Annotated in this window: 12 protein-coding genes and 2 pseudogenes; 1 reads left to right on the top strand and 13 read right to left on the bottom strand. The window is 67.6% G+C overall.

The annotated features are described in order from the left end of the window. Nucleotides 1-84 precede the first annotated feature (84 nt). The 3 genes and pseudogenes from ACFY04_RS38075 to ACFY04_RS38065 form a co-directional block, all read right to left on the bottom strand. A pseudogene (locus ACFY04_RS38075) lies at nucleotides 85-594 on the bottom strand (NAD(P)-binding protein). Further along, complete coding sequence (locus ACFY04_RS38070; RefSeq protein ID WP_389124498.1) at nucleotides 591-1,388, bottom strand: aquaporin; 798 nt, start codon at nucleotides 1,386-1,388, stop codon at nucleotides 591-593. Before ACFY04_RS38070 ends, ACFY04_RS38075 begins: the two are co-directional and overlap by 4 nt. Before the next feature lie 133 nt (nucleotides 1,389-1,521). Beyond that, nucleotides 1,522-1,836: an ArsR/SmtB family transcription factor gene (locus ACFY04_RS38065; protein ID WP_389124495.1), complete on the bottom strand. Its 315-nt coding sequence runs from the start codon at nucleotides 1,834-1,836 to the stop codon at nucleotides 1,522-1,524. A 211-nt stretch (nucleotides 1,837-2,047) separates the two neighbouring features. Here ACFY04_RS38065 and ACFY04_RS38060 point away from each other — a divergent pair, with 211 nt between their 5' ends. Further along, a complete protein-coding gene (locus ACFY04_RS38060) occupies nucleotides 2,048-2,467 on the top strand; it encodes an arsenate reductase ArsC (RefSeq protein WP_389124492.1) in 420 nt (139 codons plus the stop codon). Nucleotides 2,468-2,669: 202 nt separating this feature from the next. On the opposite strand, the gene ACFY04_RS38055 is transcribed toward ACFY04_RS38060, so the two are convergent. The 10 genes and pseudogenes from ACFY04_RS38055 to ACFY04_RS38010 form a co-directional block, all read right to left on the bottom strand. Continuing rightward, nucleotides 2,670-3,062: a hypothetical protein gene (locus ACFY04_RS38055; RefSeq protein ID WP_389124489.1), complete on the bottom strand. Its 393-nt coding sequence runs from the start codon at nucleotides 3,060-3,062 to the stop codon at nucleotides 2,670-2,672. A gap of 58 nt (nucleotides 3,063-3,120) precedes the next feature. Then, a pseudogene (locus tag ACFY04_RS38050) lies at nucleotides 3,121-3,264 on the bottom strand (transposase); the annotation flags it as partial. 4 nt (nucleotides 3,265-3,268) lie between these two features. Then, nucleotides 3,269-4,603 carry an aspartate aminotransferase family protein gene (locus ACFY04_RS38045; RefSeq protein ID WP_389124487.1) on the bottom strand — a complete coding sequence of 445 codons (1,335 nt, stop codon included), beginning with the start codon at nucleotides 4,601-4,603 and terminating at the stop codon, nucleotides 3,269-3,271. Nucleotides 4,604-4,626: 23 nt separating this feature from the next. Further along, on the bottom strand, nucleotides 4,627-5,625 hold the full coding sequence (locus tag ACFY04_RS38040; protein ID WP_389124485.1) for a ketoacyl-ACP synthase III family protein: 999 nt from the start codon (nucleotides 5,623-5,625) through the stop codon (nucleotides 4,627-4,629). An 11-nt stretch (nucleotides 5,626-5,636) separates the two neighbouring features. Further along, the gene (locus ACFY04_RS38035; protein ID WP_389124482.1) at nucleotides 5,637-7,232 is read right to left on the bottom strand and encodes an amino acid adenylation domain-containing protein; all 1,596 of its coding nucleotides are present in this window, start codon (nucleotides 7,230-7,232) and stop codon (nucleotides 5,637-5,639) included. Then, nucleotides 7,225-7,980, bottom strand: a complete 756-nt coding sequence (locus ACFY04_RS38030) for a thioesterase II family protein (RefSeq protein WP_389124479.1) — start codon at nucleotides 7,978-7,980, stop codon at nucleotides 7,225-7,227. The genes ACFY04_RS38035 and ACFY04_RS38030 overlap by 8 nt, the downstream gene beginning before the upstream one ends. 10 nt (nucleotides 7,981-7,990) lie before the next feature. Continuing rightward, the gene (locus tag ACFY04_RS38025; protein ID WP_389124477.1) at nucleotides 7,991-8,266 is read right to left on the bottom strand and encodes a phosphopantetheine-binding protein; all 276 of its coding nucleotides are present in this window, start codon (nucleotides 8,264-8,266) and stop codon (nucleotides 7,991-7,993) included. Between the two features lie 12 nt (nucleotides 8,267-8,278). Further along, the gene (locus ACFY04_RS38020; protein ID WP_389124474.1) at nucleotides 8,279-9,226 is read right to left on the bottom strand and encodes a chlorinating enzyme; all 948 of its coding nucleotides are present in this window, start codon (nucleotides 9,224-9,226) and stop codon (nucleotides 8,279-8,281) included. A gap of 260 nt (nucleotides 9,227-9,486) precedes the next feature. After that, nucleotides 9,487-10,770, bottom strand: coding sequence for a cation:proton antiporter (locus ACFY04_RS38015; protein ID WP_389124471.1), 1,284 nt, complete (start codon nucleotides 10,768-10,770; stop codon nucleotides 9,487-9,489). Nucleotides 10,771-11,294: 524 nt separating this feature from the next. Beyond that, nucleotides 11,295-11,882, bottom strand: coding sequence for a LuxR C-terminal-related transcriptional regulator (locus tag ACFY04_RS38010; protein WP_389124468.1), 588 nt, complete (start codon nucleotides 11,880-11,882; stop codon nucleotides 11,295-11,297). Nucleotides 11,883-12,006 lie beyond the last annotated feature (124 nt).

The following is a 12,006-nucleotide window of genomic DNA, read 5'->3' as shown; positions in this document are numbered from 1 at the left end:
CTGACGCGGCCTCGGTCGCGTCATCGACGCAGGCCGCGCGGCTGGTGCCGACCGCACTGCCTTGCAAGCACGTTGACCTGCAGGTCAGGCTCGGAGTAGTTCCGCAATCTCGCGGGCGGCTTCGCGCGCCGGGCGGCCGGCGCCGATGAGGGTGGCGGAGGCGGGGCCGGTCCAGTTCCCGTAGTCGAGCAGGTGCAGGCGCGGTTCGGCCACGGCGCGGGTGCCGATCGTGGCGATGTGGCCTCGGGTGCCGCGCAGGCGGAGCGAGGCGAAGTGCGCCAGGTCCGGGCGGAAGCCGGTGCACCAGACGATCGCGTCGGCCTGTGCGCTCGTTCCGTCGGCCCAGGCGACACCGTCCTAGGTGAGGCTGCTGAACATGGGCGTGGCGGTGAGGAGGCCGGCGTCGCGGGCCGCGCGTACGGGCGGGACGGCGACGATGTCGCCGAGCGGGTCCCAGGTGTGCTGCCAGGCTCCGCCCGGTGCCGCCCGGGCGTCGAGGACGACGAACTCGATGTCCAGGCGGCGCAGGTGGTACCCGGCGGCGAGCCCTGCTTGGCCGCCGCCGATCACCACCACGTCCGTGCGCTGCGTCATGCCGCAGGGGCTCCGGTGGTCGCGGTCCTGCCCCGCATGAAGATGACTGCCACCAGGGCCAGGCCGACGATCGCCCCGGCCAGCTGGGCGCCGATGAAGCCCGGGACCGAGGCGGGCGCGATGCCCGCGAAGGTGTCGGTGAAGGCGCGCCCGATGGTGACCGCCGGGTTGGCGAAGGAGGTGGAGGAGGTGAACCAGTAGGCGGCGCCGATGTACGAGGCGACGGCGACGGGTGCGAAGCGCAGGCGGTCGGTGCGGGCCAGGCCGAAGATCAGCAGGATCAGGCCGGCCGTGGCGACGACCTCGCCGAGGAGGAGGTTCCCGGCGGAACGGTCGTGGGTGGACCACTTCACCAGCGGTTCGCCGAACATCGCGTCCGCAAGGATGGCGCCCGCGATCGCGCCGACGATCTGCGAGGGCACGTACACAGCCAGCTCGCGAGCAGTGACACCGGCACCCCCGCGGCGGGCGGTCCACCACTCCGCCAGGGTGACGGCCGGGTTGAAGTGGGCACCGGACACCGGGCCGAGGAGGGCGATCAGGACGCCGAGGCCGAAGACGGTGGCCGTGGAGTTGGCCAGCAGCTGCAGAGCCACGTCCTGGGTGAGCTCCGTGGCCTGGATGCCGGAGCCGACCACCACCGCCACGAGCGCCGCGGTGCCGACGAGTTCGGCGGCGGCGCGGGCGATCAGCGGGGTCTGGGGCGGGGTCGCGCCGGGCGCGGGTCGGGGCGGGTCGGCGGCTATGCCGGCGGCTGCTGCGGGGGCGGCGTCGACGGGCTCGGTGACGGACAACGGTTCTCCTCGGGCAGGTGAGGCAAAAGCGGGACAGCCCTTAGGGCTTGCAGAGAATTAACCTGGGTGTTTCAGCTCTTGACAGACCAGGTCATGCAGGGTGTTCGATCACAGGTTGATTCTCTGCAAGCCCTTAGGGGCAGGACCGCTTGAGGTTCGCTTCGGTGGTGGCGCGCGCGGTCCGGGCGAGGTCGGCGAACTGACCGGCGATGGCCTCGATGACTTCCGGGCGCAGGCGGTAGTAGATGTACCGCCCGCATGGCTCCGTATCCACGACCCCGGCCTCGCGCAGGACCTTCAGGTGGTTCGAGAGGTTCGTCTGCCTGGCACCCGTCTCCTCCACGAGATGGGTGGTGCAGAGCGTCTCCTTGGCGAGGAGGGTCACGATCTGGAGCCTGAGCGGGTCGGCCAGTACCCGGATCAGTTCAGTGTCGACTGACGTCATCATGGACTGATATTGTCACATCACCCGGTCCTGATACCAGTCCAGGCTGACCTCTTGGAGTCCGTGGAGGGTTCCCATGCCTTCGCCCCAGCCCCTCGCACTGCCTGATCAGCGGCTCTTCACCGGAGTGGCGCGCCTCGCCGCACGTCAGCTCGGCGTCTGACACACCCGCTCGTTCCAACCCTGTAGTTGACTTCACCCCCAAGGAAGAACGATGTCCTCCACTCCTGTCGCGTCCGTGCTGTTCGTCTGCATCCACAACGCCGGCCGCTCGCAGATGGCGGCCGGGTTCCTGCGCCACCTCGCCGGCGACCGCGTCGAGGTGCGTTCCGCAGGCTCCGTCCCCGGTGACCGGATCAACCCCTCCGCCGTCGCCGCCATGGCCGAGCTGGGCATCGACATCTCCGACCGGAAGCCGAAGGTGCTGACCCCCGAGGCCGCCCAGGCGTCCGACTACATCATCACCATGGGCTGCGGCGACGCCTGCCCGTACTTCCCGGGCAAGACCTACCTCGACTGGCAGCTCGAGGACCCGGCCGGCCAGGGCGTCGAGGCCGTCCGCCCCATCCGCGACGAGATCAAGGGCCTCATCGAGGGCCTGATCGCCGAGATCGACGCCAAGCCGAAGGCCTGAACCGGCGTGACCGACTCGAACACCGCCGACGGAATACGCAACGGCATCGGCTCCGGCCCCGCCGGATGCACCGCCGCCGCCCTCCGCACGCACCCGCGAACCTCCCCCCTCCTGTCTTCGGCGGCGCGATCTTCGTCGGCGGCTCGCTGACGACGACCACCGAGTCCGAAAACTTCCCCAGGGGGCGCCGACGGGGGGTTCGTCACGGGCGGGCCGCCCGGATGATCCAGGTCGCCGAGGCGTAGAGAACGCCGTCGTCGGTCTCGTGGGCGGTGAGGGTGGTTCTCAGGCCGTCGACAGCACGACGTCGGCCCTCGTCATCGAGTCCGTCGAGCATCCAGCCGTGCAGGCCGAGCACGAACCGCTCCGCGTCGGCCGCGTCCTCACCGAACCACATCTCCTCGCTGTGCGGCTCCAGCCGGATGTCCGTGAAGCCTGCGGCGCCGAGCACGGCCCGTACGCGCGCGGGGTCGGCCAGCGAGAACGGCCCGGGTGCGTCCGGCGGGGGCGTGGGCAACGGTCGTCCGGCGGCCAGGGCCCGGGTGAAGGAGCGGAGCCACTCGTTGCCCGTCGGCGGTTGCCAGACCAGCTGCACGAGGCGTCCGCCTGGGCGCAGCGCTGCGCCGATGTTGCGGAACGCGGCGACCGGGTCATGGAGTACCCGTTCGCAACCGCCACAACACCCCGTTGATCACCTGCCGGTGATCCCGCCATGGACGACCCCGCCCGTCAACACCCGGCAACAGCGGCGCTATCCGCTCCCACGCCGCATCCGTCAGCTCACCACGACCCGCCACAGGATCAGTGATCAGACAGGTCCTGGGAGACGACCGTCGGCCGTAGAGCGGACACCACGCTCGCGAACGTCTGCGCGGCGAACTCCGCCTCCCCCGTGGACATCGTCAGAGGAGGCATCAGCACGACGGTGTCGGGCGTGTAGTGGATCAGCAAGCCCTGGCGCCGGCACGCCGACTCCAGATGGCTCCGGTCCTGCATCGAGAGCGGATTGCCGTCATCGTCCACGAGGTCGATCGCCACGTACGCGCCGACGGCCCGCACACCCCCGAACGTCGGCGTCCCCTTGAGCAGATCGCTCAGCCGATCGCGAAGGAGCTCGCCGAGTACCCGGCCGTGGGCGACCAGATCCTCCGAGGCGTACGCACGGATGGTGGCGAGCGCCGCGGCGCAGGCCACCGGGTGGCCGTCCGTGGTCGACGCGTGGGCGAACACCGTACTGCCGGTGCCGAACGCCTGGTAGATCCGGTCCGTCGCCAGGACGGCCCCCAGCGCCGAGTAGCCGGCGGTGATGCCCTTCGCGAGGCACATGATGTCCGGCGAGACCCCGGAGATGTCGGCCGCGAACATCTCTCCCATCCGCCCGAACCCCGTGAACGCCTCATCGAAGATCAGCAGGATGTCGTTCTTCGTGCAGTACTCACGTGCGGCTCGTAGGTACGGGTCGGGGAGGGGCTGCCCGTTCCGGCCCTTCACCGGTTCGAGGATCATCGCCGCGATGCGCTCAGGCCCCAGCGCGTCCAGCTGAGCGACGAGTTCGGCACCGGAGTCCTCGGTCGGTTCGCCGATCGGCTCCGGAAGGTGGCAGAACCCTTCCGGCATCGGACCGAAGAGCCAGTGCATCATGCGCTGCCCGCTCGCCGCCATGGCTGCCATCGGACTGCCGTGGTAGCTGTCGCGGAGGCCCACGACGAGCCGCTTGGCCGGCCGGCCGTTGTTCCGGTGGTAGGAGCGGGCCATCAGGATCGCGCTCTCGACCGCCGCGCCGCCCGTATGGCAGAACCGCACCCGGTCGAGGCCCGAAGGGGCGATGCCGGTGAGTGCCTGCGCCAGTTCGACGACCACGGGAGCAGGCAGTTCCCACCGCACCATGCAGACGTAGGGCAGCTCGCGCGCCTGCCGGCTCATCGCTTCCACGACGTCGGTCCGGCCGTAGCCGAGCATCATGTTGCCCACCCCGGCGCGGGCGTCGAGGGCGCGATGTCCCGAAGCGTCGATCAGCCAGGACCCCTCGCCCCTGACCCAGAGGTCCTGCGGCCCGCTCCGGTCGAGGATCGTCGACGTGGGCACAGTCCCGTGCCAGAGGGCGTACGTTCCGTGATCCCATGTGCTCGGCGTCATGGCCGTGCCTCCCCGGTTCCGCGTTACTTCTCGGGCGCCTGGACCACGGCACACGTGAACGTGTATCCGCCGGTGCCCTGGATGAGCATTCCGTATTCGCCGGGGTTCAGGCTGTCCTCGATGTCCACCAGGTTCGCGAGGAGGTCTCCGGCACCGAGGCAGCCGGTGCCGTACTCGATGTAGCGGGGATCGCCTCCTATCAGCTCACTGATGGCGGGCTTGAACATGCCCTCGCGCATCGTCCGGGTGAGACGCGGCAGCGCGATGCTGCTGAGGTCCTCGGGCTCGATGCCCGCCGTGCGCAGAGCCCGCCGGATGAGATCGTGAAGCTTGGGAACGCCGAGCTTGACCATCCGCGCCGCCGCACCGGATTCCCTGAATTCCTTGTTGGCGGGCCGGAGATCGATCGGAGTGCCATGCCCCAGCGGAACGGAGGTGAACTCGGCACTCCCGCGGAGCTGGACCTCCCACTCGCTGTCCGTCACCATCTCCAGAGCACGGAGATGAAGGAAGTCGTCGCCCTCTCCCGTCCGGCCGAGCAGGACCGCGGTGGCCGAGTCCGAGTAGGCCGCGTCGTCGTCCGACGACCATCGATCGAACCCCGGTCCGCAGAACCGGTCTCCACTCGTGACGAGAACCGTGCTCGTGGAAGGGGTGGAGACCAGCCACTTGGCCGCGATCTGCAGCGCCACGGCGCCACCGTTGCAGAGCTGCTGAACATTGAGGGGAAGCCCGTCGGTGATCCCGGCCTGATACGCGACGTAGTGCGCCGGCGACCACATGTCGAATCCCTGGTGGTAACTGAAGGAATGGACCAGGCAGCCTATGGAGTTCGGCTCGATCCCACTCTTCTCCAGTGTGCTCTTGGCGGCCAGCACGGCCATCTGAGGCGGCGCGATGTCGTCCGGAGCGACGTGCAGTTCCGACACACCGATGCGCTCGATATCCGCTGAGGTGAGCTCGCCGTCAGCGGGACCTTCCTTGCCCGGCGGAAGCCAGAGGGTCGCTGCTTTGATGCTCAAGCCCGTCGATGTCACTGGATCCGTGCCCTTCTCTCGTCTGCATTCAGGGTGTTGATGGCTGACAGGAGCGCCTTCCGGTCCACCTTGCCCGAGCCCGTCAGCGGCAGGCTGCCACGCACGTGAATCTCTCCGGGCAGCATGTAGCGGGGAACCTTGGTGGCCAGGTGGTCGTGGCACGCCTGGGGTGTGCAATCCGCGTCGGCCGGCACCACGAAGGCCACCACGACCTTCTCGCCGGATTCCTTCTCGGCCGTGGTGACATAGCTCTGCTTGACGTACGGCACTTCGTTCATGAAGTGCGTGATCTCGCCGAGTTCGATCCGGAAGCCGTTGACCTTCACCTGATCGTCCAGGCGGCCCTGGAAGACGACGTTGCCGTCTTCCCGGAAGAACCCGCGGTCGCCCGTGTGGTAGAGGACGATCTTTTTGCCGTCGATGTCGTACTCGACGTACTTCTCCGTCGTCAGCTCCTGCATTCCCAGATAGCCCGGAGACAGTCCGGGTCCGCCCAGGCACACCTCGCCGGCCTCGCCGGGCGCGCACAGCCTGCCGTCCGAGACGACGTACAGGGACGTATTCTGAATGGGCAATCCGATCGGCAGCGCGGATTCGCCCTGGACCGAACGGCGAACCGGATAATACGTGGCGAACACGGAACACTCGGTCGGCCCGTAGACGCTGACGACCTTGCCGTCCCCGTAGTGGTTCCGTGCTCGTTCGATGTGCCCCAGGGAATGCGCCTCGCCGCCCGTGAGGATCGTCCGCACGCTGTTGAGCGTGCCGGGGGCTTCATCCACGATCACATTGAAAAGAGCCGTCGTCACGAAGAGCACGGTGACGCCGTTCTGCTCCACGACGCGCTTCAGCTCCGAGAGCCGGACGTGGTCGGACGGGTAGAGCACGCATGTCCCGCCGTTCAGCAGCGCTCCCCAGATCTCGAAGGCCGCCGCGTCGAAGTACACCGAGGCCAGCTGCGGGATGACGGCGTCCGCGTCGAGGGCGGCGAAACTGGCGTCGGACACCAGACGGACGACGCCCCGATGCCGGATCGGAACGCCTTTGGGGGACCCCGTCGAGCCCGACGTGAAGACGATGTAGGCGAGGGAGTCCGGATCGACCCGCAGGGACGGGTTCTTCTCGTCCGAGTCCAGCGTCCGCAGTTCGACGGGTACGACCCGCGTCCCCGCGAAGCGCACCGTCAACTCGTCGGGTGCGTCGGTCAGCAGGGCCGAGCAACTCGCCTGGCCGAAGATTCCCCCCAGCCGTTCATCCGGCCAGGTGCGATCGAACGGAAGGTACGTGGCGCCGCATTTGATGATCGCCAGCATGGCGACGATCATCTCCGGTGAGCGCTTGACGGACAGTCCCACGACGTGACCGGGTTCCACTCCGGCCGTGCGGAGCCGCACGCTCAGGCTGTTCGCAAGGCCGTTGAGCTCGCGGTACGTGAACCTGCGCTCCCGGTGGACGACCGCGACGGACCCCGGACGACGGGCGGCAGCGGCCTCGAAGAGCTCCTTCAGGCTCTCTGCCGGATACGCGGAATCGGTCCCGTTGATCTTCCGATGAATAGAGAGAGCCTCTTCCGAAACGGCGATCTTATTCATCCACATTCCTCAGACGTGTGTTGACGATTCTTGTCACGTGCTCCGGGTGGCTGTCCACGAAGAAATGTCCGCCAGGAACTTCGACCAGCTCGCAACCTTGCGTGGTGAACGCCTGCCAGCCGCGCATCGTTCTCCAGCCGTCAATCGCATCTTCGTTGCTGTATATGGCGGTGATGGGAACATCCACACCCGAGCTGTGGCGGTTATCCCATGTCTCGGCGAGCTGGATTTCGCTGCGCACCGTCGGCAGGAGCAGCCGCAACAGCTTCTCCTGGTCGAAGAGCTCCGTCGGCGTGCCGCCCATCTTCGCCACCGCACTCCGGAAATCACTCTCCGTCATCTGGTGCATGTAGGGGCGCATCTGCGGCACGTCCGGGCTCCGGCAGCCGGAGACGAAGAGCCGGTGCGTCATGCCGGGGTACGCGGCCGAGGCCAGGTGGGACAGCTCGTAGGCCAGCCGTCCACCGAAACTGTGGCCGAAGAAGGCGTGGCGGCGGTTCAGATACGGCGAGAGCGCCTCGAAGACATCGTCCACCAGGGTTTCCCACCGCTCGTGGCGGGGCTCCATGAGGCGGCGTCCCCGACCGGGCAGCACCACGCACAACACCTCGACGTCATCCGCGATCCCGTCGCACCAGGCACGGAAGGTCTCGGGGCTCCCGCCCGCGTAGGGAAAGCAGAACAGCGTGCTGGCCGGCTCGGCCACCGCCTTGAGGGTCATCACCCACTTGTCGTCCGTCGCCGCCACGCCCACCGGGCTAGTCCGACACCGGGGCGGCGTGCTTGCTGTTCCGCTGGATGCTGGCGGCGATCTCCACGATCCGGCTCGTGGTGAACAGCTCGTCCGCGGGAAGCGAGTCGTCTCCGAACTCTCGTTCCGCCCGCTCTATCAGCTTCACCGCGGTGAGCGATGTGCCTCCGGCCTCGAAGAAGTCGTCAGCACCGTCCGTCACCGGCAGACCGAGCTGCTTGCACTCACCGATGACCCACGCCTGCAGTGTCTCCGGTGCCATGCGGTTGTCCGTGTCGCTCATTCGTCATCTCTCCTAGTGCACGGGGAAGCGGAATCCATTGACGGTGCTGTCGGCAAAGCGGTTGTGGCCGAACCGGTCCTCGCCGGACACCAGCACATTGCCGAACTTCTTGAGGCTGGCCCGCGCTCCGAATTCATGGAGCTCGTCGGAGAACGGGTAGACCTTGACCTGAGTCGGAAGGTAACGAGAGGCGAAGCCGAGCCGCATCTGGTCGGTTTCTCCGCTGTGCGGATGAGATGCGTGCATGAGCGTGGACCAGAAGAGGATGAACTGTCCGCGGCGCATGACCTGGGAGACGGCCTTGGACTCGTCGGGACTCCAGTCGGGGTCCTTCTGGAGCTGCCGGTAGTCATAGCCGAAGAGTCCGCGCCTGACCCCGTCCTTCTCCATGTTGTTGATGACGTCCGGGTTGTATTCCATGATTTTCGACTCGTCGTAGTTCATCGACGTGTGCGTGCCCGGGATGAACTGGAGGCAGCCGTTCTGGACCGTCGCCTCGGTGAAGGCGGTCCAGGCGGTGATGGTTCCTCCGAACTCCGCGTCCTCCGGCCAGACGATGTGCGGGTGCTTCGCACCGTCGACGCTGGAGAAGTTGTCCGCCTGGTGCCAGTCCGTGCCCTCGTCCCCCGGGTACTTGGGGAAGAGCTCGGTACGCCAGCAGAGCGTGTCGGGTCCGAGGATGCTCGACACCCGGTCCACGATCTCCGGACGGGTGATGTGCTCGGCGAGGAAGTCGACATCGAGATGGCGGTCGTAACTGGCCGCCAGGTTCGTGTTGCCGGATTCCGTCTGCCCCTCGCTGTAGATGGAGGTCTTGGTGCGGAGCAGCTTCGGCCTGATCGCCTTGAAGTGTCCTTCCATCTCCTCTTCGGTGTACAGATCGAAGGGGCCGATGTAGCCATCACGGGCGAACTGTTCAAGCTCCTCGGCGCTCAGTGCGAACGCTTTTGTGCGAGCCATTGATTCTCCTCGATCCTAATCGCGCTCGAAGACGTCGCTTGGAGCGGAACAAGTCTGGATTTCAGGTGCCGGCGGCTCGGTGGCCAATGCACTGCCCGGAATCGCGCTTCAGGATTTCTCATCGGGCTTCCAGGTGATCACGGTATCTGCCGACGTGGTATCTGCGCGATATTAGTGTCACACCACGGCCTGTGAATTTCGCATGCCTGCCGGGGCGTTTCTCTTCCCGTGGCGAGTGGACGAGGCCGGTTCGACGCCGCTCAGGAGGAACTGCTCTCCGCCGCCATGGAGCGGGATGCCGCCGGGCCGGTCTGCGTGGTGCCGCGGCGCCGCTCCGCGCGGTCGACGAGGCTGAGCAGCGGTCCCGTCATCGCCGTGGTCGCCAGGGCCATCACGATCAGGGCCAGGACCAGTTGCGCGGACAGGATTCCCGCGCGGTGGCCGGCCTCGAGCACGATCAGTTCCGTCAGACCCCGGGTGTTCATCAGGGCCCCGACCCGGCAGGCCGAACGGGGACTCATGCCGCCCAGTCGGGCCCCGGCGTAGCCGCCGAGCAGCTTGCCCACGCACCCCAGTACGAGCGTGGCGGCGATCAGCGTCCAGGGCGCGGCGGTGAACGCGTTGATGAGCACGGTGACGCCGGTGACCACGAAGAAGACGGGCGTCAGCGCCCGCCCGGCGCGCGACACGGTGGCCACCGGGCCGGCCCAGAGGGCCATGGCGTCCCCCGTGATCGCCAGGCCGACCATCGCGGCACCGACGATGGCGGTCATGCCCAGGTGCTCGGTCAGCAGCGCCGTACCCAGCGCGGCTGCACCGAGGAGGACCGCGGACGTCTTCGGCATCCGTACGCACAGTCGGCGCGCCGGCCCGGTGCGCAAACCCACGCGCAGCAGGAACGCGCAGGCGCCGCCCACGAGGAGCGCGATGCCGGATTCGCCCAGTCCCGACAAGCTGTCCGCGCCGAGGCCGATGGCGAGCGTGAGCATGATCCAGCCAAGGCCGTCCATGGCCACGGCGGCGGCCAGGGAGGACCGCCCTTCGAACGAATCGTTCATGCGCCGGTCGCTGAGGATGCGGGACAGGACGGGGACCGCGGTGATGGACATGGCCACGGCGACCATCAGCAGGAAGGCGGGGAATGACGCTTCGCCACGGGCCCCCGAGTTGTCGGTGACCTCGATGACGCCCACCAGCATCAGCCCGGTGACGAGGGGCAGCGCGAAGGCGCCGGCGACGAGGGCGGAGAGGGTGCGCTTCGAAGGTCCGTCGGAGCCCAGCCGTAACTTGTGGGCGAGACCGACCAGATAGAGCACGAGCCCGGTCTGGCCGACCAGTTTGAGCAGGTCGAGCACGGCGGGTGGGAGCAGCGCGTCGAACAGTTCGCGGTTGGAGAGCGCGAGCACGACGGGGCCGATCAGCAGCCCGGCCGTGACCTCCCCGACGACTTCCGGCTGCCGCAGCCACCGGGCGCAGGACCGTCCCACACGTGCCAGGAGCAGAACGACGGCGAGCGCCGCGATCACATGCAGCGGATGTGTCAAGAACTCTGATGTTTCCATGGAGTGAGGCCCTTCGTGGCTGCCCTCTCGTGGATGGGCAGGGAGGCGTGGCCGACGCCGCGGTGCTTCACAGCTCGGCCTTGACCTGCACGTGCGTATCGACCTTGCGTGTAGAGGAGTTCAGGCCGCGCGCGAGTGACCGCCTGAAGCGGCGCGAACGTTCGGCGGCGTTCCCGGGGGCACAACCGGCGGACCAGCGGGGGACGGCTCGACAGGCGCGTCACGGTGGCGAGCGCGGGCGGGCATGGAACCAGCCCGCCGGCCGGACTTCCGCCCAGTGGCTCGATCCCCGCGCGGCGCCGGGGCAGGAGAGCCCAAGTGCGCCGCGCGGTGGACGAGTTCACAGCGGCCCGCGGACAAGGGGACGGCGGGTCGATCGGCCGTACGGAGTCCGCCGGGACCAACTGAGGGAGGACGCGGCGAGCGCGCCGGGAGCGCTGGAGGAGACGTGGCGTCCGAGGAGAGCGGCCGGGCGGACGGGGAGTTCACGTCGGGGAGCGCGGAAATCAGATCCAGTTCGACTTCTGAGCTATCCGCAATGCGTCGATTCGGTTGCGTGCGTGGAGCTTTGCCACCACGGACGAGAGGTAGTTGCGTACGGTCCCTCGGGAGAGGTGCAAACGCGCCGCGACCTCGTCGATCGTGTCGCCTCGGGAGATGTTCTCCAGTACGGAGAACTCCCGTTCGGTCAGCGGGCAGTCCTCGTTGACCAGCGCGGCGACCATCAGTTCCGCGTCGAAGACCCTCTCCCCTTGATGCACACGGTGGATGGCTTCGAAGAACTGGCGTGGCCGCATGCTTCGCTCGACGATTCCGTCGATGCCGGCGGCGAATGCCTGGCGGACGATCGAACGGGTGGACGCGGTGACGAGCAGCATGCTTCGACAGCCCGGGATGCTCGCAATCTTTTCGGCGATGACGATTGCATCGTTGTCAGCGCCTTCTAAGCTGAGGATCACTACGTCGGGGCGGTGTAATTCGGCGAACTCCAGTGCGCTGGCGTTGTTATCCGCTGCTCCGACGACTCGGATGTCCTCGTGTCGCTCCAGCAGTGCCGTGAGCCCGAAGCGCGATAAATGCAGGCCGTCGGACATGAATACGTCGATTCCCACTCGTCCCCCAACGTAGATTTTCGATCGTCAGCCGAGTGGCCCGCGGCGACCCGACTAGTGGCAGGTAAGCAGCGTCGAGAGTAGCACTCCTGTGCGAAATGTATCG

The sequence above is a fragment of the Streptomyces sp. NPDC001549 genome, assembly GCF_042894025.1.
In the GTDB taxonomy this organism is placed as follows: domain Bacteria; phylum Actinomycetota; class Actinomycetes; order Streptomycetales; family Streptomycetaceae; genus Streptomyces; species Streptomyces kutzneri.
This window is presented reverse-complemented; position numbering and strand designations above follow the sequence as displayed.

Excerpts from the sequence above, each read along its gene's own strand:
- ACFY04_RS38010 (WP_389124468.1), bottom strand. The coding sequence starts at position 11,882 with ATGTCCGACGGCCTGCATTTATCGCGCTTCGGGCTCACGGCACTGCTG.
- ACFY04_RS38020 (WP_389124474.1), bottom strand. The coding sequence starts at position 9,226 with ATGGCTCGCACAAAAGCGTTCGCACTGAGCGCCGAGGAGCTTGAACAG.
- ACFY04_RS38045 (WP_389124487.1), bottom strand. The coding sequence starts at position 4,603 with ATGACGCCGAGCACATGGGATCACGGAACGTACGCCCTCTGGCACGGG.
- ACFY04_RS38035 (WP_389124482.1), bottom strand. The coding sequence starts at position 7,232 with ATGAATAAGATCGCCGTTTCGGAAGAGGCTCTCTCTATTCATCGGAAG.
- ACFY04_RS38065 (WP_389124495.1), bottom strand. The coding sequence starts at position 1,836 with ATGATGACGTCAGTCGACACTGAACTGATCCGGGTACTGGCCGACCCG.
- ACFY04_RS38025 (WP_389124477.1), bottom strand. The coding sequence starts at position 8,266 with ATGAGCGACACGGACAACCGCATGGCACCGGAGACACTGCAGGCGTGG.
- ACFY04_RS38060 (WP_389124492.1), top strand. The coding sequence starts at position 2,048 with ATGTCCTCCACTCCTGTCGCGTCCGTGCTGTTCGTCTGCATCCACAAC.